The organism is Streptococcus sp. Marseille-Q3604, assembly GCF_916619785.1.
In the GTDB taxonomy this organism is placed as follows: Bacteria; Bacillota; Bacilli; order Lactobacillales; family Streptococcaceae; genus Streptococcus.
Genome location: NZ_CAKAKM010000001.1, coordinates 837190 through 860742 on the forward strand (window position 1 = coordinate 837190; position 23553 = coordinate 860742).

A 23553-nucleotide genomic window follows, 5' to 3' on the forward strand; every position below is an offset into this window, starting at 1 on the left:
TTATTTTCCTTCTGCTTTTATCTCTTCTAAAATCTGACGTTCTTCATCCGTAAAGTCATAGTTTTCCAAGAGGTCTGGTCGACGCTCCCAAGTCTTACGCAAACTCTGTTCCATACGCCAACGTCGAATATTGACGTGGTGCCCTGACAAGAGAACATCTGGCACCTTCATGCCACGAAACTCAGCTGGGCGCGTGTACTGTGGAAATTCCAAAAGCCCTGATGAGAAACTATCATCCTTATGACTAGCTTCCTTACCTAAAACTTCAGGAATCAAGCGGACAGTCGCATCTACAATAGTCATTGCAGCCAACTCTCCCCCAGTTAAGACAAAATCTCCCAAGGAAATCTCATCTGTCACTAAGGTTTTGATGCGCTCATCATAGCCCTCATAGTGACCACAGATAAAGACCAATTCCTCTTCTTGCGCCAATTCTTCTGCATAGGCCTGATCAAAGGTACGACCCGCAGGATCTAAGAGAATAACGCGAGGTTTTGTGACGTCTAACTTGTCAAAGGTATCAAAAATTGGCTGGGCACGTAGCAACATACCTTGACCGCCACCGTAAGGTTCATCATCTACGTGACGAGCCTTCTCCGCATTTTCACGAAAATTGTGATAGTTGATTTCTAGAAGGCCCTTATCCTTTGCCTTACCAACAATGGAATGCTCTAAGGGAGCAAACATATCTGGAAATAGGGTCAAGATATCAATCTTCATCGTCTAATCCTTCCATGAGCTCAACCTCAACACGTCCAGCTGCAACATCAACATCGAGAACTACAGGCGGGATGTATGGCAAGAGCAAATCTTTTTTGCCTTTACGTTTTACTACCCAAACATCATTAGCGCCCGGTTGGAGAATCTCTTTGACCTGACCAATCAAAGTATCACCTTCATAAACATCAAGGCCAATGATCTCATGGTAGTAAAATTCACCGTCATCAAGATCTGTTAGATTTTCCTCAGCAATCTTGAGGCTACAACCCTTATACTTCTCTACATCATTGATATGGTAAAGTCCCTTAAATTTAACGATATCAAAGTTTTTATGTTTACGATGACTCGCAATCTCAACATCCATAATGTAATTATCTTTGTCATCAAAAAGGGCTAGGACACTCTTCTTCTTAAAACGTTCATCCGCAAAATCTGTTACAGACAAAACACGAAGTTCCCCCTGTAAGCCCTGTGTATTTACAATCTTTCCAACGTTATAGTATGTCATTGCATTTCCTTATTATCTGTTTACTTATTCAAATAAAACCACGACTCGACCAACTGCTTGGCATCATCTGATAACCATCACTAAACAAAGTTATTTCTTCGGGTCGAGGTCTTGTCATTTATGATTTTAAAGTGGTATAAAATGTCTGGCCTAGGCCAGTCAACCCCTCTATTTTATCAAAAAGGACACAAAAAAACCAGCTTTCTCTAGCTGGCACTTATAGTCCGTACGGGATTCGAACCCGTGTTACCGCCGTGAAAAGGCGGTGTCTTAACCCCTTGACCAACGGACCATAATCTGTGTCTCTACCCTCAAGTAGAACTGGGGTAGCTGGATTCGAACCAACGCATGAGGGAGTCAAAGTCCCTTGCCTTACCGCTTGGCTATACCCCAAAAGACTCTTATTATTCTACAGAAAAACTAGTTGGCTGTCAACACTTTTTTTAACTTTTTTCAAAAAAAAGCAACCGGAAATACCGATTGCTAGGAGTTAGGAGATTTCATCATCTAAGCGAACTTAGATAGATGATATGAGGTCGCTTCAACCTCATATGAAAAAAGAAAAGTTTTAGGATGATTTCATTATATGTTTTACTAGAAATAAAGTCAAAAGATTTGACTTGCAAAATCCGAGTAAGGGGTAAGAATTATGATAACTCTCCCTAGCCTCTAAATAACAAGGTTAGTTGATAACTTTATTCATCATCCTGTGAAACCAAATGATGTCTAAAGGCATAAACGACAGCCTGAGTACGGTCATCAACATTGAGTTTTCCTAGGATATTAGACACGTGAGTTTTAACGGTTTTCAATGAAATGAATAGCTCGTTAGCAATGGTCTGATTGTCATAACCCTTAGCCAAAAGCGCCAGGATATCACGTTCACGTGCCGTCAAGTCGTCGTGTAGGTCCGGGTGGCTATCGTGGTATTTAATCTTATTGTCCACCTCAGTTTCGATAGCTTCTTCACCACGGTAAACCTTACGGATACTATTGAGAATCTCTGCCGCACTGCTAGTTTTAAGCATATAACCTTTAGCACCAGCTTCAATGACTGGATAAATTTTTTCATTGTCCAAATAGCTAGTCAAAACCAAAATCTTGGCTTCTGGCCATTCTTTGAGCAATTCCAAAGTCGCTTGAACACCATCTAATTCAGGCATGACAAGGTCCATTACGACGACATCTGGACGAAGTTCCAGGGCAAGGTCAACACCTTCTCGGCCATTGCTCGCTTCTCCAACCACTTCGACATCTCCTTGGAGATTCAGGAAACTCTTAAGGCCCAAACGGACCATCTCATGGTCATCGACCAAAATCACATTTATCTTATTCGACATTGTCTTCTCCTCTTAATATCGGCACACGAACATCAATAGATGTTCCTTTACCTGTAGCAGATAGGAACTGCACAGTTCCCGCCATTTCATCGACACGCTCCTGGATATTTTTCAGTCCATAACTCATCTCGTCAGTCGACGCATTTAAATCATAACCAACACCATTATCCAACATTTTCAATTGAATTTCCTGACTATTTTGATAGAGATAAACCTCTATCTGGCTAGCCTTGGCGTGTTTAAGAGTATTAGAGATAAACTCTTGGGCAATCCTAAAGAGATTATTTTCAATACGCTTAGGCACTTTCTTAACCATATCCTTGTAGACGACATGGATATTGGATTTATCGGTTAATTCCTTAAGAATCATCTGCAAGCCTTCTTGCAAGGTCTTGTTCTCAAGCTCTGTCGGACGAAGATGCAAAAGCAAGACACGCATATCATTTTGAGCATCCGTCAGCATGGCCTCAACCGCCTGAATTTGATTATGCAAATCTTCTTTACTTAGCTGGTCCGCCATCTGAGAGACACCAGAAAGAATCATACTAGCCGCAAAAAGTTCCTGACTAACGGTATCGTGAAGGTCACGAGCAATACGTCCTCGCTCCTTCTTAATAATATCACGGCTTTGAAGAGCCTGGGCATTCTCAGTTTTCTGCAAGTCCTTAGTCAATTTACGCATCTTATGAGATAAACGCATCATATTCTTGTCTAACTCAATATCTCCCTGACGTTTGACTGGTTGATTATTGATAATGCGGCGCAAATCCTGATTGACTGATCGCATACTGTTATCATTGGCAATGGCCCAAAGAATATAAAGCAAAATGAGCAAACTCAGAACTACAAAAAACATGTTAAAAAGGAAATGGAAGACCTGAGACAGATTACCAAAAACCAATGAAAAGTTAAGGTTAAAGCTATCCATAACCACTAGGGTAACGCCAACCAGAACGACAACTGAATAAATCAGAATCAAAAATAGGTACTGTTTCTTCATTTGCGACGTACCTCCACTGGTCCAGCTCCCACATTGAGAATCAATTTCACTGTTCGATGAGCATGTTCATACTCCGCCCCCTGCAAGGTCAATCTTTCGTAACGGAGGTCGTACTCATCTTCATTGAAGAAGGTGACAGAGCTATAAATCGCTGATATATTGAGCTTGACGGAAACATCAATTGGTACCAAGATAGTCGTCGGACCATAAAGTTTCTGCAAAATCACAACATTATCTCGCCCCGAGACGATAACCTGGGTCAAATCAATCACATCTGTTCCAAAGAAACGAATGATATTGATATCATCAAAGTCATAGCGATCACTGACAGGTTCCATCCGAGTTCCAATCCACTGATTTCGCACAGCCTGAGGATCCAAGTCGTCTTCCTTGAATTGAATAAGAGCGTAGCGATTCTTTTTCTTGACCTGTGAAAAATGGTTAATCATGACATAGGCCACACCCACTAAAATCGCAAGCACCACATAGATATTCCACATGGAAACCAGAAAAAGTGATATCAAACAGATGGTCAAGACAAAATCACTTTTGGATTCCTTATTAAAAAAGCGAACTGCCAACAAGGTTAAAACCAGTATGAAAATAAAACTGGTAATATCATTATTAAAAATGGTAATCAGGCCCAGAGTCAAAAGCAGGGCTTCCACCACTAAGAAAAAATTAAATTTGGTCATAAGGACCTCTCAAATAAAAGTATACAGGCTTCATTCTATCAAATTTTAAGGCAATTGACAAAAAGACCCAGTTTGAGCACTGAGTAACCAAGATAGAAAAGGGGCAGAAGAAAGCAAAAAAGTGCCTCCATTACAGGAAACACAGTCTTTCATTCAAAAATCATAATCGTCAGTATCGTCCATTTTGCTTTTTATCATTAGTACTGTACTTCTGATTTCCTCCAGTATGACACGCTGCTCTGCTAATTCTTTCTTAAGCTCAGCTAATTTTCGTTCAGTCTGACGACCTGACCGCACAAAAATATTATTAAGAGAGCTAGTTAACAACCCTAGAGTGGCAATCCCACTAAACATGAGAATTACAGCGACTGCCTTACCTACAAGCGTTTTAGGGACGATATCTCCATAACCAACCGTAGTCACCGTTGCTACAGACCACCAAATAGCATCTATAAAATTATGGTGTTCTACTCGGGCAATAACAGCACTACTGATAAGAATGATAATACTATTAACCGAAAGTAGAAAATAAAAGCCATTTCTGCGATTGATACGATTGGAAATATGCTTGAGCTTGCTACTCAAACCAATTAAACGTGAGAGTTTGGCCAACCTAGCAAAGCGTCCCACTCTTGAAAAACGGAGGAAGGTAAAGACTTCATTATAGGGAATAATAGCCAACAAGTCCAACACATGTGTTTTAACAAAGATTCGCTTACGAGGTGCTAAGGAGAAACGAATCGCATAATCAATGGCAAATATGAGCGTTATAGACTGATCTATCACTCTAAAAGGTCGCCTTCCAATTGAAATTAAGCCAACTAAATCAAAGATAACCAAGCCAATGGAAATCAGGGCCAGGACTGTTATGACAATATCGTAGGTAATGATATACCTTCTCAGTTTTCTACGGTTTCTCATAGCGTCTCTCCTATATGTGATGTCTTCATTATAAAAGAATCTCTGACCTCTGGCAAGCAGGCTTTTTTAGGCTATCGACAAGATCTCTAGGTAGCAAAAAAGAGAGATTAAATAACCTCTCTTCATTATGTCTAAGTTTTTTAATCTATTGTAGTTCTGTGTGAGTAGCCTCTGTTGAGGTTTCAGTGCTTGAAGTTGTACTATCAGTACTTGAGCTCGTCGATGACGAATGTGTCGTACTGCTTGAGCTTGACTGAAGGTTTGAACTTGCTGTTACAACCGAAACATAGAGAATCACTGTACCATCAACACTTGTACCAGCTTGTGGATCTTGATAAAGGACCTCCGTACTGCTAGGAACCTTATCCTTATCTAATTTGGCACCAGTATTATAGTCGCGGTACTCGATGCTACTACTTGAGATATTCTTACGATTCAAGGTTTGAACCGCTGTTGAAACTGTTAAACCAGTCACATCAGGCATGGTAACTGTCTTAGGAGTTGCCACACGGAACTTAATCTTAGCCTTACTATCCTTAGGATTGAAAGACTTGTTTTTCCCTGGACTTTGAGATAGGATTTCTCCCTCTTCAGCACTGTCGTCTTCGACATGCTGAATATCAATTTGGTCCTCAGAAACACCATAATTCGAAGTTAAGTCCTCAATGGCATCCTTATAGTTTTTACCCTTGTAGTCTTTCAAAGCGAAACCTTTACTACCAGAAGAGACATAGACATCAATGCTTGATCCTTCTTTTCGTGTGGTTCCAGCTGTAGGATCGGTCTTGATGACCTTACCCGTATCGACAGAGTCATCTTCCACTTCTTTGACTTCTCCTACCTTAAATCCAGCACCCTCAATTTTAGTCTGAGCTGTGGACAACTCCTGACCGACCACATTAGGTACTTGGACATTATCAGGATTGGTAAAGACTAAATAAGCAAAGATGATAATACCAATAAAGACAAGTCCTAGGAAAACCTTGAGTAAGGTTGAGAAGAAGTTCTTCTTTTTCTTCTTAGCTGGTGTCGTTTTTTTCCTTGGTTGTTTACTTGGAGCAGGTGTAGGCTCTGATGGTTCAGCAGCAACGGCTTTTTTCTCAAGACTTGCTGATGGAACTGGATCAACCTTCGGCAAGGTCTTGGTATCCGTCATATCATCAAAGACTACCTTGGCATCACGTCGATGACTAGGATGCAAACTCGTTACCAAGTCACGGCTCATTTCCAAAGTACTATTGTAACGATTTTCTAGTTTTTTGGCTGTTGCTCGAATAACCACATTTTCCAAAGCTTGGGGAACGTTACGGTTCTCTGCCAAAATCGATGGTAGTGGTTTTTGGAAATGTTGGAGTGCAATGGTTACTGCACTATCGCCATCATAAGGAATATGACCTGTCAACATTTCAAAAAGCATAATCCCCATAGCATAGATGTCACTTTGGATAGTCGCTTTAGATCCACGAGCCTGCTCTGGTGACAGGTAGTGGACAGAACCCAACATAGAGTTCGTTTGAGTTAGACTAGTCTCTGCAAAGGCAACCGCAATTCCGAAGTCTGTGACCTTGGCTGTACCGTCCTTAGTTAAAAGAACGTTTTGCGGCTTAAGGTCACGGTGGATAATGCCCTTTTGATGGGCAAGAGTCATGGCGGAAAGGACCTCCCCCATGATACGCACAACATCTTGGTTAGAAAGTGGCGCATGGTCTTGAATGTATTTCTTCAAGTCCGAACCGTCCACATACTCCATCACCAAGAACTGCTGGCCGTCTTCTTCGCCAATATCTCGGATAGCAACGATATTAGGATGACTGAGTTCTGCCATGGCACGCGCTTCACGTTGGAAACGGGCCACAGCCACCTGATCAGTTTGGTAATTGGTACGAAGTACCTTAATAGCCACTTTTTCATTATCCAGAATCAGGTCATTAGCCAGATAAACATCCGCCATACCACCACGTCCGATAGATTTAAGGATTCGATAACGTCCAGCAAACAATTTGCCAACTTGGATCATTATCCTTCCTCACTTTCTACCTTAATGAGAGCAACGGTAATATTATCAAGTCCACCTGCCTCATTGGCTGCAGCTACCAAACGACTCGTTTTTTCTTCGACGAAACCAGGGCTGTTGACAATATGAACAATCTGTTCGACTGAAACCATGTTGGTCAAACCATCTGAATTGGCCAAAATATAGTCCCCTGGTTCCAATTGTTGAACACCAAGGTCAGCCTCAATCGGAGCAGCTTGCCCAATAGATTGCGTAATGATATTACGTTGTGGGTGAACTGCTGCTTCTTCTTCGGTCAACTGACCAGCCTTGATAAGAGCATTGACCAAAGAATGGTCATTCGTCAATTGCTTATACTCACCATTACGGATAAGGGCAATACGTGAATCCCCAACATGGGCAAAAATCACAGCATTATCAACAAAGGCAAGAACCTCGATAGTTGTTCCCATTCCCTTATATTCTTCGTTTTGGCCAAGTTCATAAATTTTACGATTTTCTGCATCAATGGCAGCAATCATCCAATCACGAATCTGACTCAACTCACGAAAATCAGTGTTAATCCAGTCGCGACCAAGATCAGTCACTGACATCTCACTGGCAATATTTCCAGCACGGTGTCCACCCATCCCGTCTGCAACAACGACAAGGGTAACACCAGCTTGGTTGACAAATTTATTAACAAAATCTTGGTTATTTGACCGTCTTTGGCCAATGTCCGTTAATAATGATATTTCCATAGTTTTCTTTCTGACTTGCGTCAGCATTTCCTCCTCTGTAACCCTAAGCTTTTTTACGCAACTGTGCGATGAAAAAACCATCAGTTAGATACTGTTCGGGGGTAATTGCCAAACAGCCATTGACCACGATGTCTTTACATGGATGGTCTAAGGCAACTTGCTCAAAATCAGGATGGCTCTCAAGAAAGGCTTGAATCACCTCTTGATTTTCTTCTGCTATGATGGTGCAAGTACTATATGTTATTATACCACCTTTTCGTAGGGTTTGACAAACGCTGGATAGGATATCCAACTGCACAGCCTTAAGGGACTCAAAGTCTTGGAGATCCTTGTTATATTTGATATCGGGTTTCCGACGAATGAGTCCAATTCCTGAACAAGGTGCATCCACTAAAATCTTGTCAAAACTATCAGCTGGAAAGACTTGATGTACCTGACTAGCATCCAGTTTCTGAGTCTTAACCTTATCAGCTAAGCCAAGACGTTGGGCATTTTCTTCGATAAGGGCAAGCTTATGATCATAGAGGTCGAGCGCCGTCACATGTCCACTCGTCAAATAAGAGGCCATATGAACCGTCTTACCACCAGGTGCCGCACAGGCATCCAAGATTTCTTCTTCACCTTGAATACATAAAGTTGGCGCAACCAATTGACTGGTCTCATCCTGAATGGTCAACAAGCCCTCTCTAAAATAATCTGTCCCAGCAAAGTAACCTGAAGACTTAACAAGCCCGACTGGGGATAATACTGAACACTCAGCCCCAGTGGCCTCCGCAATCTCTTCCAAATGTGACGCATCCGTCACACGCACACTAGCCTTGTTTCTCACAAAAAGGCTTTGGAAAATAGCAAGGGCACGATCCTCTCCATACTGGTCGATAAGTTTTTTAACCAACCATACAGGTAGAGAATACTGAACAGAATAACGTTTATTGACACGTTTGATTGTGCTTGGATCTGGCAAAGGCTGGCTAGATAGTTTACGAAGAACCGCATTGACCAGCTTCTCAGCCCCCTTTTTATTGCCACGATTTTTGGCAATAGAAACGGCATCATTAACCACCGCATGGGCTGGAATCTTATCTAAATAGGCCAACTGATAGAGGCTCAAAAGTAATAAGTCATAGACCCAAGGTTCAAGCTTGTCACGGTCCTCGATGACATGGGCTAGGACCCACTCCAACGTAATCTTACGAGCCACGGTCCCATAGACAATTTCCGTCACCAAGGCCTTGTCCTTATCTGTCAGATGCGACTTGCTCAGATGGGTATTGAGAGCAATATTTGAGTAAGCTCCTTCCTGGAAGACTTCTTCTAAGACTTCAAGTGCCTGTCCACGGGCTGTTTTTTTCCAATCATTGGCCAAATGCATCACCTACTTCAAGATTGCGTCCGACCCCATTAAGGAAATCAGCAATAGCCATACGGGGCTTTCCTGCAGGCTGAACTGTCTTAAGTGAAATGGCTCCTTGACCAGTCGCAACTACCAAACTCTTTTTGGTCTTTTCAATGATATGACCAGCCTGTCCCTGGCCTTCTACCAAGTTCGCTTCATAAATCTTGAAACGTTTGCCGTCAAGCAAGGTATGTGCCACAGGCCATGGATACATGCCACGGATTTGATTGAAGATGTCACGAGCCGGCTTGTTCCAATCAAGTCGCTCCTCTTCTGGACTAATATTTGGCGAAAACGTTACCTGACTGGCATCTTGAGGAACAGGTTTGATTTCTCCAGCAATGTAGGCAGGCAAGGTCTCGAGCAAAAGGTCACGACCCAAGACGGCCAATTTTTCAAACATGGTACCAACATTATCCTCGTCAAGAATTGGCAAGGCCTTTTGGCTAACCATGTCACCAGCGTCCATCTCCTTGACCATTTCCATAATTGTCACACCTGCTTCTGCATCCCCATTGATAATGGCATAATGAATAGGTGCCCCGCCACGGTATTTTGGCAAGAGAGAAGCGTGGACATTCACCGCAAAATCCATGCTATTAAGCAACTTACTTGGTAAAAATTGTCCATAAGCTGCAGTAACAATCCCATCAGCACCAAGCGCCATCAATTGCGCCATTTCTTCTGACCCTGACAATTTTTCCGGTTGATAAATTGGCAAGTCATGCGCCAAGGCTACTTCCTTGACCGGTGTCATGCGAATTTCTTTTTTACGGCCGACAGCACGGTCTGGTTGCGTCACCACAGCAACAATATCGTAACGCTCATCTGTCAAAAGTCCTTCCAGCACAGTCGCTGAAAAGGCAGGCGTTCCCATAAATACTAATTTTGTCATATTCTTCCTTTTCTAGATTAGGTAAAATTCTGAGGTTCGTGATCGATAATCAAACGCAGGTCCTTGTTTTCAGGTTCCTGAGTCATGTCAAGGACCCTATTAAGCGTTTCTTCCAAGTTATCCTCAAAACGGTATTTGATAATAATCTGATAATGATAAAGGTTATGTGTTCGGGCAATAGGCTTAGGCGTTGGCCCTAGGAAGGTCACCTTGTCTGACAAGTGCTCTCTTAAATAAGCCATAACCTCATAGCTCTTGCGGACGACAAACTCTTCATCCTTGTGAGAAAGCGTGATTCCTACCGTATAAAAATATGGCGGATAGGCCAACTGACGTCGAATCCCCATCTCATAGGCATAGAAAGCTTCATAATCCTGTTGTTGCGCAAACCGAATGGCATAATGACTAGGATTATAGGTTTGAATAATAACTTCCCCTTCCTTGTCAGCACGACCAGCACGACCAGCCACCTGAGTCAAAAGCTGGAAGGTACGCTCAGCCGAACGAAAATCTGGTAAATTAAGCGATGTATCTGCATTCAAGACCCCTACCAAGGTGACATTGGGAAAATCCAAGCCCTTGGCAATCATCTGAGTCCCAAGCAAAATGTCAGCCTTGCCACTTCCAAAAGTCTCTAAGAGCTTCTCGTGAGCACCTTTCTTACGTGTCGTATCAACATCCATACGAATCACTCTGGCTTCTGGCAAAAGTTCCGTTAACTGGTCATAAGCCTTCTGTGTCCCAGTCCCATAATAGCGAATTTGACGACTCTGACAGTTAGGACAGACATGTGGTATTGCTTTTTGAAAATCACAATAGTGGCAATTCATGGTCTTGGTATCCATGTGCAAGGTCAGTGAAATATCACAATTCGGACAATCATCCACATAGCCACAGTCACGACACATGACAAAAGAGGAATACCCACGACGATTCAACATCAATACGACTTGTTCCTTACGTGCCAAACGTTCCCTGATTTTTTCCAAAAGAGGTGGTGTAAAATCACTCGCCTCTTGACGGCCCACAAAATCCTTGAAGTCCACCACTTCCACCTGCGGAATTTTAGCATTAGGATTAGCCCTTTGTGTCAACTCAAGAAAATGGTAAACCCCTTTCTGAGCTCTCGCCCGTGTCTCAATAGAGGGTGTTGCTGACCCAAGGACAAGCACAGCTCCATGACTCTTAGCCCTAAGCAAGGCAACATCTCTTGCATGATAGCGAGGATTGGATTCCTGCTTATAGGTCGCCTCATGTTCCTCATCGATAATGATAGCTCCGATATTATCCAAAGGAGCAAAGATAGCCGAACGCGCTCCTACCACAACCTTGGCCTGACCAGATTTAACCTTACGCCACTCGTCAAATTTCTCACCGTCTGACAAGCCTGAATGCATAATCGCCACCAAGTCACCAAAACGTGAAATGAAGCGATTGGTCATTTGGGGTGTTAGGGAAATCTCTGGCACCAAGACAATGGCGGTTTTTTCCATAGCCAGGGTCCTCTCGATAAGATGCAGGTAAACCTCTGTCTTACCTGATCCCGTTACCCCTTCCAATAAGAAAGGTTTGCCACCTTGTCCAATCTGACGCGTCATTTCTTCAACCGCATGCGCCTGTTGGGCATTAAGCTCAAGAAACTCTGTCTTTTCTACTTTTTCAAAGTAGCTATCGGCACGATTGACCTCAACTTCGGTGATGACCAAGGCATCCGCTTCAATGAAAAACTTAACCACATCTCGTGAAAAAAGCTTGTGGAGATCCGTCAACTTGCCAGACTCACTCTTTTCTAGCAAAAAGTCTCGCAACTCCAATCGTTTCTTAGCCCTTTGCGAAATAGCCAAAGTCTCGAGAATACCCTTTTGAACACCATAGTGCTTCTCAGTCTTGATATTCTGCTTATCTTTAGCAAGGTAATCAACCGTTACACGCCCAGACTGGACCAGACGAGGAATGGCTTGACGTTGTACCTCTGACAACTGCGAGAAAAGAATATGATTCTGCCCTTGAAGGAGAGTCTCTTTTTCCTCTTCACCCAGTTTATCAGTTGCCATGATAACCTTATCGTACTGTGAATTAAGGAGACCAGGTAGCATTGACTTCAAGATGGAAATCTTATAAGAAAAGACCGTATGTCGCATCTGATCAGCCAAATCCAGCTGATCCTGATTAAGCACTGGCTCATAATCTAAAAGCTCAGCGATGGGTTTTAGTTCAGGAAAATCTCTTAAATTTTCCTGCTCTTCCAAGCCAATAATAAAACCTTGAAGTAAACGATTTCCTTTACCAAAAGGCACATGAACCCGCATACCGATGGCGATTTGTTCTTGCATGGCTTCCGGTACCAGGTAACTATAATGTCTGTCCGTCTGCATCAGAGGAACGTCGACAATAATATGTGCTACTAAAACCATAAATCTCCTCCTGTCACTTCCTTAAGACCAGTATCTTCCAAGCTCAAGAAAATATGAGCTGCCTATTATCGTCATAAAGAAGGAAGCTGAGACACTATGCCTCAGCTCCCCTCTCCTCATAAACCAAAGCAAGACTTTGATTTTAGATTTTATCACCTTCTTCTTTTTCTTTAGCGATTTGTTCTTTGATTTTACGTTCTTCTTCCTCAGCAGCAAGACGTGCTTGAATCACTTTCAAACGTGCCAATTCACGTTTAGATTCTGGATCTGGGTGGATAGTCACATTACCAGATTCAATCTCTTCAAGGGCTTGAAGGGTTGGTTTTACTGACGTAAACTCTTGAGTTGGTTCAGCACCAGCGGCTAATTCATGGGCACGTTTGGCTTGCAAAATAACCAATGAATATTTTGAAGGCACTTTATCCAAAAGTTTGTCAATAGAGGGTTTCAACATCATAATTCTATACCTATTTCTAATTTATTTATCTGATAATTTCTTTTCTGAAATCATATTACGATAGCGACCAATCACACGGTCAACTCGGAAGTGTTCTGCTTCAATAACACGTTTGACACGCTCAGCAGCCAAAGGCACTTCGTCATTAACAATGGCATAATCGTATTCGCTCATGAGAGCAATTTCTTCACGCGCACGCTCGATACGTTGAGCAATAACTTCCTCAGAATCTGTCCCACGACCAATCAAACGTTCTTGAAGCTCGTTCAAATCCGGTGGTGTCAAAAAGATGAAGACAGCATCTGGGACCTTTTTCTTAACCTGAAGGGCACCTTGAACCTCGATTTCAAGGAAAACATCAATACCTTTATCCAAGGTTTCATTAACATAAGTCAAAGGTGTTCCGTAGTAGTTACCCACATACTCAGCATATTCCAACATTTGACCCTTACGAATAAGCTCTTCAAACTCCTCACGCGAACGGAAAAAATAATCCTTTCCATCAACTTCACCAGGACGTTGAGCACGTGTGGTCATTGATACTGAGTATTCAAATTTATGGTCAGGTGTTGAAAAAATCTCCTGACGAACAGTTCCTTTTCCGACACCAGAAGGCCCTGAAAAAACAATCAAAAGTCCACGTTCAGACATGTCTTCTCCTTAAACTAAGATTAAAAATCTTCTTATGACTCACCTTAAAAAAGAGAAAACAATCATCTCTTTTTTGGGCTTAGGGGTTGTTCAGTGATTAAGTTACAGCTCACTTTTCAGAGCATGCGTTTTTCCTTACTATTTTACCAATAAAAGCGACTTTTTTCAAGGTGAGGACACCATTAAAAAGAGTGAATTCCTTTTCTCAGTACTCACTCTTTTTTAAATACTCTTTTAAACCAAACCAGTCAAGAGACCTTGCATGAATTCTTCTGAATGGAACTCACCAATATCATCAATTTTCTCACCAAAACCAATTAACTTAACTGGAATATCCAACTCTTGGCGAATGGCTAAAACCACCCCACCCTTGGCACTACCATCCAACTTAGTCAAGACAAGACCTGTAAGAGGTGTAATTTTTGAAAATTCCTTAGCCTGACTAAGGGCATTTTGACCTGTTGAGGCATCCAAGGCCAAGAGGGTTTCATGAGGTGCTTCTGGAACCACACGTTTGATAATACGACCAATCTTTTCAAGCTCTGCCATAAGATTGTCTTTATTTTGCAAACGACCCGCAGTATCAATCATAAGGACGTCAACTCCCTCAGCAAGGGCCTTTTCCATACCGTCAAAGACCACTGAAGCTGGGTCAGCCTTCTCAGCACCAGTCACTACTGGCACATCAACACGACGCCCCCACTCAACCAACTGAGCGACAGCTCCCGCACGGAAGGTATCAGCAGCTACCAACATAACTTTTTTGCCTTCTTGTTTGTATTTATGCGCCAACTTACCGATAGACGTTGTCTTACCAACACCGTTGACACCAACGAAAAGCATGACTGTCAAACCATCTTGGAAATTAATCTGCTCCTTGTAGACATCATCCTTCTCGTAGATATCCACAAGTTTTTCGATAATCAAGCGTTGCAAATCCTCAGTCTTTTTGACATTTTCAAGGCGAGCTTCATAGCGCAAATCTTCCGTTAATTGCGTTGCAACATTAACCCCAACATCGGAAAGAATCAGCATTTCTTCCAATTCTTCGAAGAACTCCTCATCAACACGACGGAAATTCGCAAAGAATTCATTCAAGCGAGCAGCAAAACCAGTACGCGTCTTCTTGAGGGTACGGTTATATTTTTCTTGTTCTGTTTCAGTTTTTGAAGCCTGAACTTCTTCAGGTTTTTCCTCAACTTTACGGGTTTGAACGGCTTCAAAAGTGACAGTTTCACCTTTTTCTGCAGCAGCAGCTACTTGAGCCTTCTTAGCATAGTAATCAGCCATGACATCCGCAAAGTGGTTATCCACAGCAACTTGACTTTCTTCTGACTCTGAAACACCTTCTGCTTCGCTTGAAGCCTGATTATCAACAGAAAGGTCTTCTTCAGACACTGCTTCACTTTCTTCTGTCACAGTAGAATCACTTGATTCAAGAGATTCTGTGGATGAAATCTCTTCTACTTGAGTCTCTGACTCACTGAGCTGTTCTGTTTGACTCTCACTTATCCCTTCACTTGTTGACAAGTCTTGATTATCAAGAGACTCAGTTTCTGAAATTTCCTGATTTGCTACAGTTTCCTGTGACTGGTTTTCCTCTTGTCCAAATAATCGATCAAATAGACCCATTTGGTTCTCCTTATTTCTCTAGAATATATTTGTGGATGGCCTCAGCCACTCCAGATTCCTCATTAGTTTTTGTCGTTACTGCCTTGGCAACAGCCTTGACCTTGGGAACAGCATTTGCCATAGCCACACCAAGACCAGCCCATTCTAGCATTGTCAAGTCGTTTTCCTCGTCTCCCATAGCCATGACCTGACCTTTATCCAGAGCAAGGTAATCAGTCAAGAGTCTCAAACCTACAGCCTTATGAACACCTTTAGGCATGACCTCTAGGATAATTTCACGAGACTTAAAGACCTCAAACGCTTGATATAACTGGTCAGGTAGTTTTTGAATTTGGGCATCCAAAAATGCTTCCTCACAGACTGTAACTACCTTATTATAGACGATATTTTCAGGAATGTCATCAATACTCTCCACATCAACGAAGGTCAAGGTAGGATTAGCCTGACGATAGAGAGAATGATTGCCTTTACTTGGCACACCATAGACAATGCCATCACTGATAACATCCATCGGGAGGCCTAGAGGCTCAAAGACAGCATAAATCTGCTTTAAATCTTCTCGACTCATCTCTTTCTTTATGAGGATATCCCCATTATTACACTGAACCAAGCCACCATTGAAGGTCACACTATAGTGCTTATCATCCAACAAGCCCAAATCTTCCAAGATATGAGTAATAGCTGGCAGAGGACGACCAGTCGTAATGACCACATGAACCCCCTTAGCTTCTGCCGCTTTCAGAGCAGCTCTATTTTCAGCTGTTACTTGCTTATCCTTAGTAAAGAGGGTCCCATCTAGGTCCAAGGCCAACAATTTAATCTCAGACATCCGAACCTACCAATCCTTCCATGAAGTCAAAGACTGCACCGTCTTTATGGTGACCAATCACTTCGTCAGCTACTGCCTTAATCTCATCGCGGGCATTTTCCGTAGCAACCGCATGCCCAGCAAAGGTCAACATCTCCATATCATTGAGATTATCACCAAAGGCTACAACATCTGAAGCTTGACGCCCCAACTCTTGACAAAGATGGTAAAGACCAAAGCCCTTGTCCACACCTTTAAGGATAATATCCATAGAATCAAAGCCAGTTGTCACAGCTGTCATATCCTCAAAAATCGTGTTGAGGTAGTCACCACGTTCCATAATGGTATCCCCTTGGAACTTAGCAGTTACCTTGAAAATATCATCTGTGACCGCTTCAAGGTCTGTTACCATGACATTTTCATAGTAACGTTCCATGGCCTTAAGATAGGCTGGATCTGCATCGTTTGGTGCATAGGCACCTCGACGTCCAGACAAGAGAACCCCTTCACAAGTTGGCAAGGCTAAAGTCGTGTCTGCAATTTCTAAATAATCTTTAGGTTCTAGCTTGGACTCAAACAGGACTTCGCCCTTGTACTGAACCAAGGCCCCATTCTCCGCAATAATAGCAATGCGGTCCACAAAACCATCAAAAAGCTCCTCCAAGGCCAAGAGAGCTCGGCCAGAAGCTACTGTAAAAACGTAATCTTTAGCTTCACAAGCATCCAAAAGGTTATCCAAACGTGCCTTATCATAGGCACCAAGATGGTCTAGAAAGGTACCATCCATATCTGTTGCTAAAATTTTCAAAATAATCTCCCTTCAGGTCGAATATACTTGCCCCTATTGTACCAAAAATAGGAATATAAGTTTGGGAAAAGCCAAAGAAATTAGAGAAAATATGGCATTTTACTTGCAAATTCAGTATTTTAGTTGTATCATTATGGTAGTACAAAAATAATACTATTATACTTTTAGAAAGGAGTCTCTTATGGCTTGGACATTTGATGAAAAATCGCCAATTTATCTCCAAATTGCCTATCGCGTCAAACTGAAGATAGCTTCCAAGGAATTGAGTATGGGACAACAACTCCTACCCGTTAGAGAATTTGCTCAGGAAGCTGGGGTCAATCCCAACACTGTACAAAGAGCCTTACAAGAACTTGAAAAAGAGGGGTTGGTCTACTCTGCCCGTACCTCTGGTCGCTTTGTTACCGAAGATGAAAAACTAATTGATCAAAAACGACACGAGATTGCCCAAAGTCTCATGAAAAACTTTGTCACTGAGATGACAGCCATTGGTTTTAGCTCACCTGAAATCAAATCTATCATCACTGACTACATCGAACAAACAGGAAAGGACTTGTAGACCGATGACTGATATTGTAACTCTAACAAATCTCACCAAGACCTATAATGGTATTCCAGCCCTTAGAGATGTGACCATGTCCATCCCTTCTGGTAAAATCATTGGTCTCTTAGGACCAAACGGTAGTGGTAAAACAACACTAATCAAAATTTTGAACGGCCTCCTTCAACCGACTTCAGGTTTAGTGACCATTAATGGATTTCAGCCGTCACCTATCACTAAGGCGCAAGTGGCTTATTTGCCTGACACAACCTATTTAGATGAAAGTAAGACAATACAGTACTACTTGGATTTCTTCCAAGATTTCTATGCTGACTTCCGCTATCCTCTTGCCTTGCAACTCTTGCAAGATCTAAAGCTCCAGCCTGATTTGCGCCTTAAAGACCTTTCAAAAGGTAACAAAGAAAAAGTTCAGTTGATTTTGGTTATGAGTCGTGAAGCTAAACTCTATCTCCTCGATGAACCTATCGGTGGGGTCGATCCCGCGTCACGTGACTACATCCTTAAAACCATCATCAACCAATACTCTGAAGATGCTTCTGTTATCATTTCAACCCATTTGATTGCAGATATTGAATCCGTCCTAGATGAAGTTGTCTTCTTAAAATACGGTCAGATTGAACTTCAGGGTGATGCTGATAATATCCGTCAAGCCCATGGCAAATCTATCGACAAACTCTTTAGAGAGATGTTCCACAACTAGGAGGTATGAGCATGTTTTGGAAATTAGTTAAATATGAATTACAATCGGTCCGTAAATGGTATCTTGGCATCTATGGTATTGCCATCCTACTTTCTATCCCCTTGGGTTTAATGCTTCGAAAATCTATTTTTGTAACTGAACAGAGCCACCAAGAACCTAGTCTACTCTTCTTTGCTTTCTTCACACTGATGGTTTTTGCTACCATTATCGTATGGGGAACCATTTATATAGCGACAATAGTCCTCATTGTCAGACGCTTTGCAAAGACTGTCTTTGGGAGAGAAGGTTATCTAACCAATACGCTCCCAGTTTCTGCTCACCAATTAATCTTGTCTAAACTCTTGGTAGCCTTTATTTTAGATATCATTTCATCACTCGTTATACTCCTTTCGATTGGAATTATAGCTGCTTTCTGCCTTGATATGAAAGATATCCTACTAGCTACCAGCTACTTTGGCCAGATCCTAAAAGAGATAGGCGCTTTCTACCTCTTCATCCCTTCTACAATCTTGTCAATGATTGCTGGTATCCTTTTCTATTACCTCTGTATTAGTATCGGAAATCTCTTCAACACTAACAAAGTTCTTATGGGATTTGTCGCCTTTTTCGCCATTCAGGCTATCCTATTCTTTATTGGTTTCTTCTTTGGACTCGGTGCAGCCTTGACCGGAGATGCAACATATACTGCAATTAATAACTCGTCATATATCATTAGTCTAGTTCAGTCTCTCATTCTCATCGCAGCAAGTTACTTTGGTACCTACTATATCATGACCAAACGCTTAAATTTAGACTAAAGAAAAACCGTGTTCCTTCTGGAACACGATTTTTTTTTGCATTGAAAAGACTTATTTACTTTGTTCTTTACGATAAGTCTCGATTTCGGCCTTGTTACCCCAAACAAAGTGTCCTGGACGTACTTCAACCATTTCTGGTTTATCAACAGAATAGTCGTGTTGGTTTGGATCATAAACCTTCAAGACTTTCTTACGTTCCAAGATTGGGTCTGGAATAGGAACAGCGGACAAGAGTGACTTGGTGTAAGGGTGGATAGGATTGTTGTAGAGTTCTTCTGTATCAGCAACTTCCACGATTGTGCCCTTGTAGATAACAGCGATACGGTCAGAAATGAAACGGACCACTGACAAGTCGTGAGCGATAAAGAGGTAAGTCAATCCCAACTCTTTTTGGAATTTCTTAAGCAAGTTCAAAACTTGGGCACGGACTGACACGTCAAGGGCTGAGATTGGTTCGTCAGCGATGACCAAGTCCGGTTGCATGACCAAGGAACGTGCAATCCCAATACGTTGACGTTGTCCCCCAGAAAATTCGTGAGGGTAACGTGTCAAGTGCTCCTCAAGAAGTCCCACTTCTTTGATGATTTTCTTGATTTTAGCTTTACGATCTTCCTCATCCTTATAGAGATGGAAGTTATGCAAGCCCTCAGACAAGATATAATCGACTGTTGCACGTTCATTCAAACTAGCCGCAGGGTCTTGGAAAATCATCTGGATACGACGGATAAGGTCGTTTTTCTCAGAGTGAGACAAGTGTCCATTGATTTTCTTACCGTCAAAAATAATCTCACCATTACTTGTATCATTTAGACCAATAATGGCACGCCCGATAGTGGTTTTACCACTACCAGACTCACCAACGAGGGAAAAGGTTTCACCCTTGTTGATGAAAAAATTAGCATTGTGGACAGCAACGAATTTCTTGCTTCCTTCACCGAAGGAAATCTCCACATCTTTTACTTCAACTAACTTCTCAGGCATTGCCTTCCTCCTCATCTCCTAAATGTGCAAACCCCATATTAGCACGGATTTTTTCATGTAGATTTTGGATAACCGCAGGTTTTTCAACTTTTGGTGCATCCTCATGTAAGAGCCAGGTCTTAGCCCAGTGAGTATCTGAAACTTGGAATTGTGGTGCTTTTTCCTCGAAGTCAATCTGCATAGCATAGTCTGAACGCAAGGCAAAGGCATCCCCAACAACTGGTGTATAAAGTGATGGTGGTGTCCCTGGAATTGAGAAAAGCTCACCCTTATCATCAGCCAACTGTGGCAAGCTTGAAAGCAAGCTCCACGTGTATGGATGACAAGGCTCATAGAAAATTTCCTCAACAGTTGCGTATTCAATGATTTCACCAGCATACATAACAGCAACCTTATCAGCGATACTTGCTACCACACCAAGGTCATGGGTAATGAAAATCACTGAGAAACCGTACTCCTCTTTGAGTGATTTCAAGAGGTCGATGATTTGAGCTTGAATGGTCACATCAAGGGCAGTTGTTGGTTCGTCACAGATAAGGACATCCGGATGACAAGCCAAGGCAATGGCAATAACGATACGTTGACGCATCCCACCAGAGTATTGGAAAGGATACTCATTGAAACGTTTTTCAGCATCAGGAATACCAACCTTGTCCATGTAATCAATGGCCATTTTTTTAGCTTCTTTGGCTGATTTTCCTTGGTGTTTGACAATGACTTCAACAATTTGGCTACCGATAGTCTTAATTGGGTCAAGACTGGTCATAGGATCTTGGAAGATAGTTGCAATCTTAGCCCCACGAATAGATGCCCAATCTTGGTGACTCTTAAGCTTAGTCAAATCTTGACCGCGATAATCAATTGAACCACTAGCGACACGACCATTTTCTTCAAGCATCCCTGTGAAAGTCTTAGTCAAAACTGATTTACCTGAACCAGACTCACCAACCAAGGCTAAAACTTCACCTTCAACCAAATCAAGGGAAACTCCTCGAATGGCTGTCAAAACACGGTCACGAACGTCAAATTCCACGACGATATCGCGAGCCGATAATATTACATTTTTATTTTCTGTCATATTGGACTCCTATCTATGCGTACGTGGGTCGCTGGCATCCGCCAAGTTTTGACCGACAATAAAGAGAGCAAGGGAAACGAGGATCAAGGTAGTCAATGGAATCCAGAAGAGATAAGCATTGACTGTAACGTTCTGTGCATAGTCTGAAATCAAACGACCAAGACTAGGCGTCGTAACAGGAAGCCCTAAACCAAAGTATGAAAGGAAGGCTTCGTAAGAGATAAATCCTGGCAAGAGCTGACTAGCCATAGTTACGATAACTGACACTAGTTGTGGCATGATGTTTTTAACCACAATCTTAGGGGTTGGTGTTCCCAATGTACGAGAAGCCAAGTTATACTCCAAATCACGGTAACGCATGATTTGAATACGGATAGTATAGGCAATACCAATCCACCCTGTAACAGTCATGGCAAAGATCATATTCCAGAAACCAGCACCCAATGAGTAAGTCAAGACGATAACTACAAGGAGGGCAGGAATATTTGAGATGATGTTGTAGATTTCCATCATAATCATATCGAAGGTCTTAGAAATCCCCCAAACAGCACCTACAAGCACACCAATAACAACGTTAAGGAAGGTAGCGATAACAGCAATAAGGATAGAATTACGAGCTCCAAACCAAACACTATCGAAGAGGGACTTACCATTACTGTCCGTACCGAACCAGTATTGAGCGTTTGGATGTACATAACGCAAACTGAAATCATTTACTTTTGAGACATCATTGAAGTCAAATTTAGAGAACATTGGATAGATGAAACTCATCAAAACGATGGCAATCAAGATACCCAACATTACTACTGTTGATTTCTTCTTGAAGAACTGACGCATCACCGATTTCCAGTAAGAATAGGCTGGTGCATCAATTGTTTCAGAGGCAAAATCATCGCGCTTTACAAATTGGAACTTACTTTTATCAATTGAAGCCATTATTTACCTCCTTTAGATGTCAATTTGATACGTGGGTCAATCATAGTCATAAGGATATCACCCACAAGCAATGAGAAGATGGTGAGGGCTGTGAAAATAAATACAAGACCCACAACCATAGCGTTATTTGAAGCACGGACAGAGTCAATCAACATTTTACCCATACCAGGGTAGGCAAAGATTGTTTCTGTCAAGGTTGCCCCTGTGATAACACTAACGATAGATGCTGGGATCCCTGAAACCAAGGAAACCATAGCATTTTTGAAAATGTGTTTATTCGAAATTTCTTGTTCTGACAACCCTTTGGCACGTGCAAAACGAACGAAGTCTTGTGACTGCAAGTCAATCATGTAACGACGAATCCAAATGGCAAGACCTGGTGTAGACAAAAGACCGAGAATAACAGATGGCAAGACGTATGAACGCCAGTCACCCGCACCCAAGATAGGGAAGGAATCTGGAAGACCAATCTCAGAACCAATCAAACGAATGATATAAACCAAGGCGATGGTTGGTAGTGAGAGCAAGAAAGTCAAGACACCAGTTGAAATACTATCAAAGAGTGTATTTTTAAAGCGTGCCATGTATGATCCCAATGGAATTGCCAAAGCATAAGACAAGACCAAACCAATCAAACCAGCAATGGCAGAACTTGTCACCATTGATGGGTACTGGTAGCGACTCTTAGTAGCTGTGTAAGGGTCGTCACCATAGTAAGAACGATCCCTAGCATCAGCCTGACTTGGTGATTTATAAGTACGAGAGTAGATATCTACTGAAGATACTTTCTTACCAGTAGGGAAGTTGACCTCAGAGCTTTGTGTTTGCCCTTGTCCTTGCGTAATAACATCAAGAACACCTTGCTCAGCATAAGTTGGGTAAGAGGTACCAAGGTTCATCTTCACAAAGTTTTGGTGAACAAATGGGAACTGACCGTTAAAGTAAAGCAAATATTTATGCTTAGTTCCTGAACCGACAACTGACCAACCGATAGCTGGATCATTTTCAATACGGATGTAACGCTTCAAGTTTGGATTTGTTTTATCTTTAACCCATCCAGTATTGTCAAATTCAAAGAGGTGCGTATAGAAGCCAAACACACGTTCAAGCACTGGAACATCACGTGTTGCATAGAATTGTTTACTTTGCTTGAATTGATGCAAACGCCAGCCATGTCCTAAACTATCCACATATTTTTGGTAAATAGCTTTATTTTCTTTTGTTGGCTTAGTGGTTACTGACTTATCAAGGGAGCTAGCTTTCTCCTGCAACTCCTTGGTGTCATAGTAATCAATGTAACCCATACGTTCATAGATTGTATTTTCATAGTTAGCCTTAGAATCAGCTGTCTTAGCAATCTTGTTGTAGTTAGGGTCCTGTCTGAAAATCAGACGCCTCGGCACCATGGTATAGATAATCGTGTAGGTCAAGGCCGTCACGACAAATATTGACAATAGAGAACGGAGGGTTCTCAATAAAATGTATTTTTTCATGTCTCTT

The 23553-nt window shown here is 42.0% G+C and carries 23 protein-coding genes and 2 tRNA genes; 3 read left to right on the top strand and 22 right to left on the bottom strand.

Annotated elements, in window-relative coordinates; translation table 11 throughout:
- From trmD to LG375_RS03500, 18 genes are all read right to left on the bottom strand, one after another.
- Positions 1 to 720: a tRNA (guanosine(37)-N1)-methyltransferase TrmD gene (gene trmD, locus LG375_RS03415; protein WP_060972852.1), complete on the bottom strand. Its 720-nt coding sequence runs from the start codon at positions 718 to 720 to the stop codon at positions 1 to 3.
- Entirely contained in the window at positions 710 to 1228 is a 519-nt protein-coding gene (gene rimM / locus LG375_RS03420; protein ID WP_060971504.1) for a ribosome maturation factor RimM, read from the bottom strand. Before rimM ends, trmD begins: the two co-directional genes overlap by 11 nt.
- Positions 1229 to 1448: 220 nt before the next feature.
- Positions 1449 to 1520: transfer RNA gene (locus LG375_RS03425), tRNA-Glu, on the bottom strand.
- 29 nt (positions 1521 to 1549) lie between these two features.
- A tRNA-Gln gene (locus LG375_RS03430) sits at positions 1550 to 1621 on the bottom strand.
- Positions 1622 to 1923: 302 nt separating this feature from the next.
- Positions 1924 to 2568: a response regulator transcription factor gene (locus tag LG375_RS03435; protein ID WP_002891417.1), complete on the bottom strand. Its 645-nt coding sequence runs from the start codon at positions 2566 to 2568 to the stop codon at positions 1924 to 1926.
- A complete protein-coding gene (locus LG375_RS03440) occupies positions 2558 to 3568 on the bottom strand; it encodes a sensor histidine kinase (RefSeq protein WP_002891418.1) in 1011 nt (336 codons plus the stop codon). The genes LG375_RS03435 and LG375_RS03440 overlap by 11 nt, the downstream gene beginning before the upstream one ends.
- Entirely contained in the window at positions 3565 to 4263 is a 699-nt protein-coding gene (liaF, locus tag LG375_RS03445; RefSeq protein ID WP_037603001.1) for a cell wall-active antibiotics response protein LiaF, read from the bottom strand. The genes LG375_RS03440 and liaF overlap by 4 nt, the downstream gene beginning before the upstream one ends.
- Positions 4264 to 4416: 153 nt before the next feature.
- Positions 4417 to 5184 carry a potassium channel family protein gene (locus LG375_RS03450; RefSeq protein WP_225745299.1) on the bottom strand — a complete coding sequence of 256 codons (768 nt, stop codon included), beginning with the start codon at positions 5182 to 5184 and terminating at the stop codon, positions 4417 to 4419.
- A gap of 145 nt (positions 5185 to 5329) precedes the next feature.
- The gene (pknB, locus tag LG375_RS03455) at positions 5330 to 7201 is read right to left on the bottom strand and encodes a Stk1 family PASTA domain-containing Ser/Thr kinase (RefSeq protein ID WP_225745300.1); all 1872 of its coding nucleotides are present in this window, start codon (positions 7199 to 7201) and stop codon (positions 5330 to 5332) included.
- Entirely contained in the window at positions 7201 to 7938 is a 738-nt protein-coding gene (locus LG375_RS03460) for a Stp1/IreP family PP2C-type Ser/Thr phosphatase (RefSeq protein WP_225745301.1), read from the bottom strand. Before LG375_RS03460 ends, pknB begins: the two co-directional genes overlap by 1 nt.
- 43 nt (positions 7939 to 7981) lie before the next feature.
- Complete coding sequence (gene rsmB / locus LG375_RS03465) at positions 7982 to 9304, bottom strand: 16S rRNA (cytosine(967)-C(5))-methyltransferase RsmB (RefSeq protein ID WP_225745302.1); 1323 nt, start codon at positions 9302 to 9304, stop codon at positions 7982 to 7984.
- Positions 9294 to 10229: a methionyl-tRNA formyltransferase gene (gene fmt / locus LG375_RS03470; protein WP_225745303.1), complete on the bottom strand. Its 936-nt coding sequence runs from the start codon at positions 10227 to 10229 to the stop codon at positions 9294 to 9296. Before fmt ends, rsmB begins: the two co-directional genes overlap by 11 nt.
- Positions 10230 to 10246: 17 nt before the next feature.
- On the bottom strand, positions 10247 to 12643 hold the full coding sequence (locus tag LG375_RS03475; RefSeq protein ID WP_225745304.1) for a primosomal protein N': 2397 nt from the start codon (positions 12641 to 12643) through the stop codon (positions 10247 to 10249).
- A gap of 142 nt (positions 12644 to 12785) precedes the next feature.
- Positions 12786 to 13100 carry a DNA-directed RNA polymerase subunit omega gene (rpoZ, locus tag LG375_RS03480; RefSeq protein ID WP_002886855.1) on the bottom strand — a complete coding sequence of 105 codons (315 nt, stop codon included), beginning with the start codon at positions 13098 to 13100 and terminating at the stop codon, positions 12786 to 12788.
- 21 nt (positions 13101 to 13121) lie between these two features.
- Positions 13122 to 13751, bottom strand: a complete 630-nt coding sequence (gmk, locus tag LG375_RS03485) for a guanylate kinase (RefSeq protein ID WP_064524112.1) — start codon at positions 13749 to 13751, stop codon at positions 13122 to 13124.
- Between the two features lie 234 nt (positions 13752 to 13985).
- On the bottom strand, positions 13986 to 15383 hold the full coding sequence (gene ftsY / locus LG375_RS03490; RefSeq protein WP_155164371.1) for a signal recognition particle-docking protein FtsY: 1398 nt from the start codon (positions 15381 to 15383) through the stop codon (positions 13986 to 13988).
- A 10-nt stretch (positions 15384 to 15393) separates the two neighbouring features.
- Positions 15394 to 16212 carry a Cof-type HAD-IIB family hydrolase gene (locus tag LG375_RS03495; protein WP_225745305.1) on the bottom strand — a complete coding sequence of 273 codons (819 nt, stop codon included), beginning with the start codon at positions 16210 to 16212 and terminating at the stop codon, positions 15394 to 15396.
- Positions 16205 to 16999, bottom strand: a complete 795-nt coding sequence (locus tag LG375_RS03500; RefSeq protein WP_156246939.1) for an HAD-IIB family hydrolase — start codon at positions 16997 to 16999, stop codon at positions 16205 to 16207. Before LG375_RS03500 ends, LG375_RS03495 begins: the two co-directional genes overlap by 8 nt.
- 181 nt (positions 17000 to 17180) lie before the next feature.
- Between LG375_RS03500 and LG375_RS03505 the strand changes: the two genes are divergently transcribed.
- From LG375_RS03505 to LG375_RS03515, 3 genes are read left to right on the top strand one after another with little or no spacing between them, the layout of a single operon-like run.
- Positions 17181 to 17558, top strand: coding sequence for a GntR family transcriptional regulator (locus LG375_RS03505; RefSeq protein WP_225745306.1), 378 nt, complete (start codon positions 17181 to 17183; stop codon positions 17556 to 17558).
- A 4-nt stretch (positions 17559 to 17562) separates the two neighbouring features.
- The gene (locus tag LG375_RS03510; RefSeq protein ID WP_002884466.1) at positions 17563 to 18261 is read left to right on the top strand and encodes an ABC transporter ATP-binding protein; all 699 of its coding nucleotides are present in this window, start codon (positions 17563 to 17565) and stop codon (positions 18259 to 18261) included.
- 11 nt (positions 18262 to 18272) lie between these two features.
- Positions 18273 to 19058, top strand: a complete 786-nt coding sequence (locus LG375_RS03515; protein WP_021143813.1) for a hypothetical protein — start codon at positions 18273 to 18275, stop codon at positions 19056 to 19058.
- Positions 19059 to 19109: 51 nt separating this feature from the next.
- Here LG375_RS03515 and LG375_RS03520 read toward each other — a convergent pair whose 3' ends face one another.
- The 4 genes from LG375_RS03520 to LG375_RS03535 are packed head-to-tail and all read right to left on the bottom strand — an operon-like array spanning position 19110 to position 23546.
- On the bottom strand, positions 19110 to 20039 hold the full coding sequence (locus tag LG375_RS03520; protein WP_225745307.1) for an ATP-binding cassette domain-containing protein: 930 nt from the start codon (positions 20037 to 20039) through the stop codon (positions 19110 to 19112).
- Positions 20032 to 21117 carry an ABC transporter ATP-binding protein gene (locus LG375_RS03525; protein ID WP_002891435.1) on the bottom strand — a complete coding sequence of 362 codons (1086 nt, stop codon included), beginning with the start codon at positions 21115 to 21117 and terminating at the stop codon, positions 20032 to 20034. Before LG375_RS03525 ends, LG375_RS03520 begins: the two co-directional genes overlap by 8 nt.
- Positions 21118 to 21126: 9 nt before the next feature.
- Positions 21127 to 22053 carry an oligopeptide ABC transporter permease OppC gene (gene oppC / locus LG375_RS03530; RefSeq protein WP_225745308.1) on the bottom strand — a complete coding sequence of 309 codons (927 nt, stop codon included), beginning with the start codon at positions 22051 to 22053 and terminating at the stop codon, positions 21127 to 21129.
- Positions 22053 to 23546 carry an ABC transporter permease gene (locus LG375_RS03535; protein ID WP_225745309.1) on the bottom strand — a complete coding sequence of 498 codons (1494 nt, stop codon included), beginning with the start codon at positions 23544 to 23546 and terminating at the stop codon, positions 22053 to 22055. The genes oppC and LG375_RS03535 overlap by 1 nt, the downstream gene beginning before the upstream one ends.
- Positions 23547 to 23553: the final 7 nt, after the last annotated feature.

Coding starts and splice junctions, on each gene's coding strand:
- LG375_RS03460 (WP_225745301.1), bottom strand. CDS start 7,938: ATGGAAATATCATTATTAACGGACATTGGCCAAAGACGGTCAAATAAC.
- LG375_RS03450 (WP_225745299.1), bottom strand. CDS start 5,184: ATGAGAAACCGTAGAAAACTGAGAAGGTATATCATTACCTACGATATT.
- fmt (WP_225745303.1), bottom strand. CDS start 10,229: ATGACAAAATTAGTATTTATGGGAACGCCTGCCTTTTCAGCGACTGTG.
- LG375_RS03435 (WP_002891417.1), bottom strand. CDS start 2,568: ATGTCGAATAAGATAAATGTGATTTTGGTCGATGACCATGAGATGGTC.
- LG375_RS03525 (WP_002891435.1), bottom strand. CDS start 21,117: ATGACAGAAAATAAAAATGTAATATTATCGGCTCGCGATATCGTCGTG.
- gmk (WP_064524112.1), bottom strand. CDS start 13,751: ATGTCTGAACGTGGACTTTTGATTGTTTTTTCAGGGCCTTCTGGTGTC.
- LG375_RS03495 (WP_225745305.1), bottom strand. CDS start 16,212: ATGTCTGAGATTAAATTGTTGGCCTTGGACCTAGATGGGACCCTCTTT.
- liaF (WP_037603001.1), bottom strand. CDS start 4,263: ATGACCAAATTTAATTTTTTCTTAGTGGTGGAAGCCCTGCTTTTGACT.
- oppC (WP_225745308.1), bottom strand. CDS start 22,053: ATGGCTTCAATTGATAAAAGTAAGTTCCAATTTGTAAAGCGCGATGAT.
- pknB (WP_225745300.1), bottom strand. CDS start 7,201: ATGATCCAAGTTGGCAAATTGTTTGCTGGACGTTATCGAATCCTTAAA.
- LG375_RS03505 (WP_225745306.1), top strand. CDS start 17,181: ATGGCTTGGACATTTGATGAAAAATCGCCAATTTATCTCCAAATTGCC.
- rimM (WP_060971504.1), bottom strand. CDS start 1,228: ATGACATACTATAACGTTGGAAAGATTGTAAATACACAGGGCTTACAG.
- LG375_RS03515 (WP_021143813.1), top strand. CDS start 18,273: ATGTTTTGGAAATTAGTTAAATATGAATTACAATCGGTCCGTAAATGG.
- ftsY (WP_155164371.1), bottom strand. CDS start 15,383: ATGGGTCTATTTGATCGATTATTTGGACAAGAGGAAAACCAGTCACAG.
- LG375_RS03440 (WP_002891418.1), bottom strand. CDS start 3,568: ATGAAGAAACAGTACCTATTTTTGATTCTGATTTATTCAGTTGTCGTT.
- LG375_RS03475 (WP_225745304.1), bottom strand. CDS start 12,643: ATGGTTTTAGTAGCACATATTATTGTCGACGTTCCTCTGATGCAGACG.
- rpoZ (WP_002886855.1), bottom strand. CDS start 13,100: ATGATGTTGAAACCCTCTATTGACAAACTTTTGGATAAAGTGCCTTCA.
- LG375_RS03520 (WP_225745307.1), bottom strand. CDS start 20,039: ATGCCTGAGAAGTTAGTTGAAGTAAAAGATGTGGAGATTTCCTTCGGT.
- LG375_RS03535 (WP_225745309.1), bottom strand. CDS start 23,546: ATGAAAAAATACATTTTATTGAGAACCCTCCGTTCTCTATTGTCAATA.
- trmD (WP_060972852.1), bottom strand. CDS start 720: ATGAAGATTGATATCTTGACCCTATTTCCAGATATGTTTGCTCCCTTA.
- LG375_RS03510 (WP_002884466.1), top strand. CDS start 17,563: ATGACTGATATTGTAACTCTAACAAATCTCACCAAGACCTATAATGGT.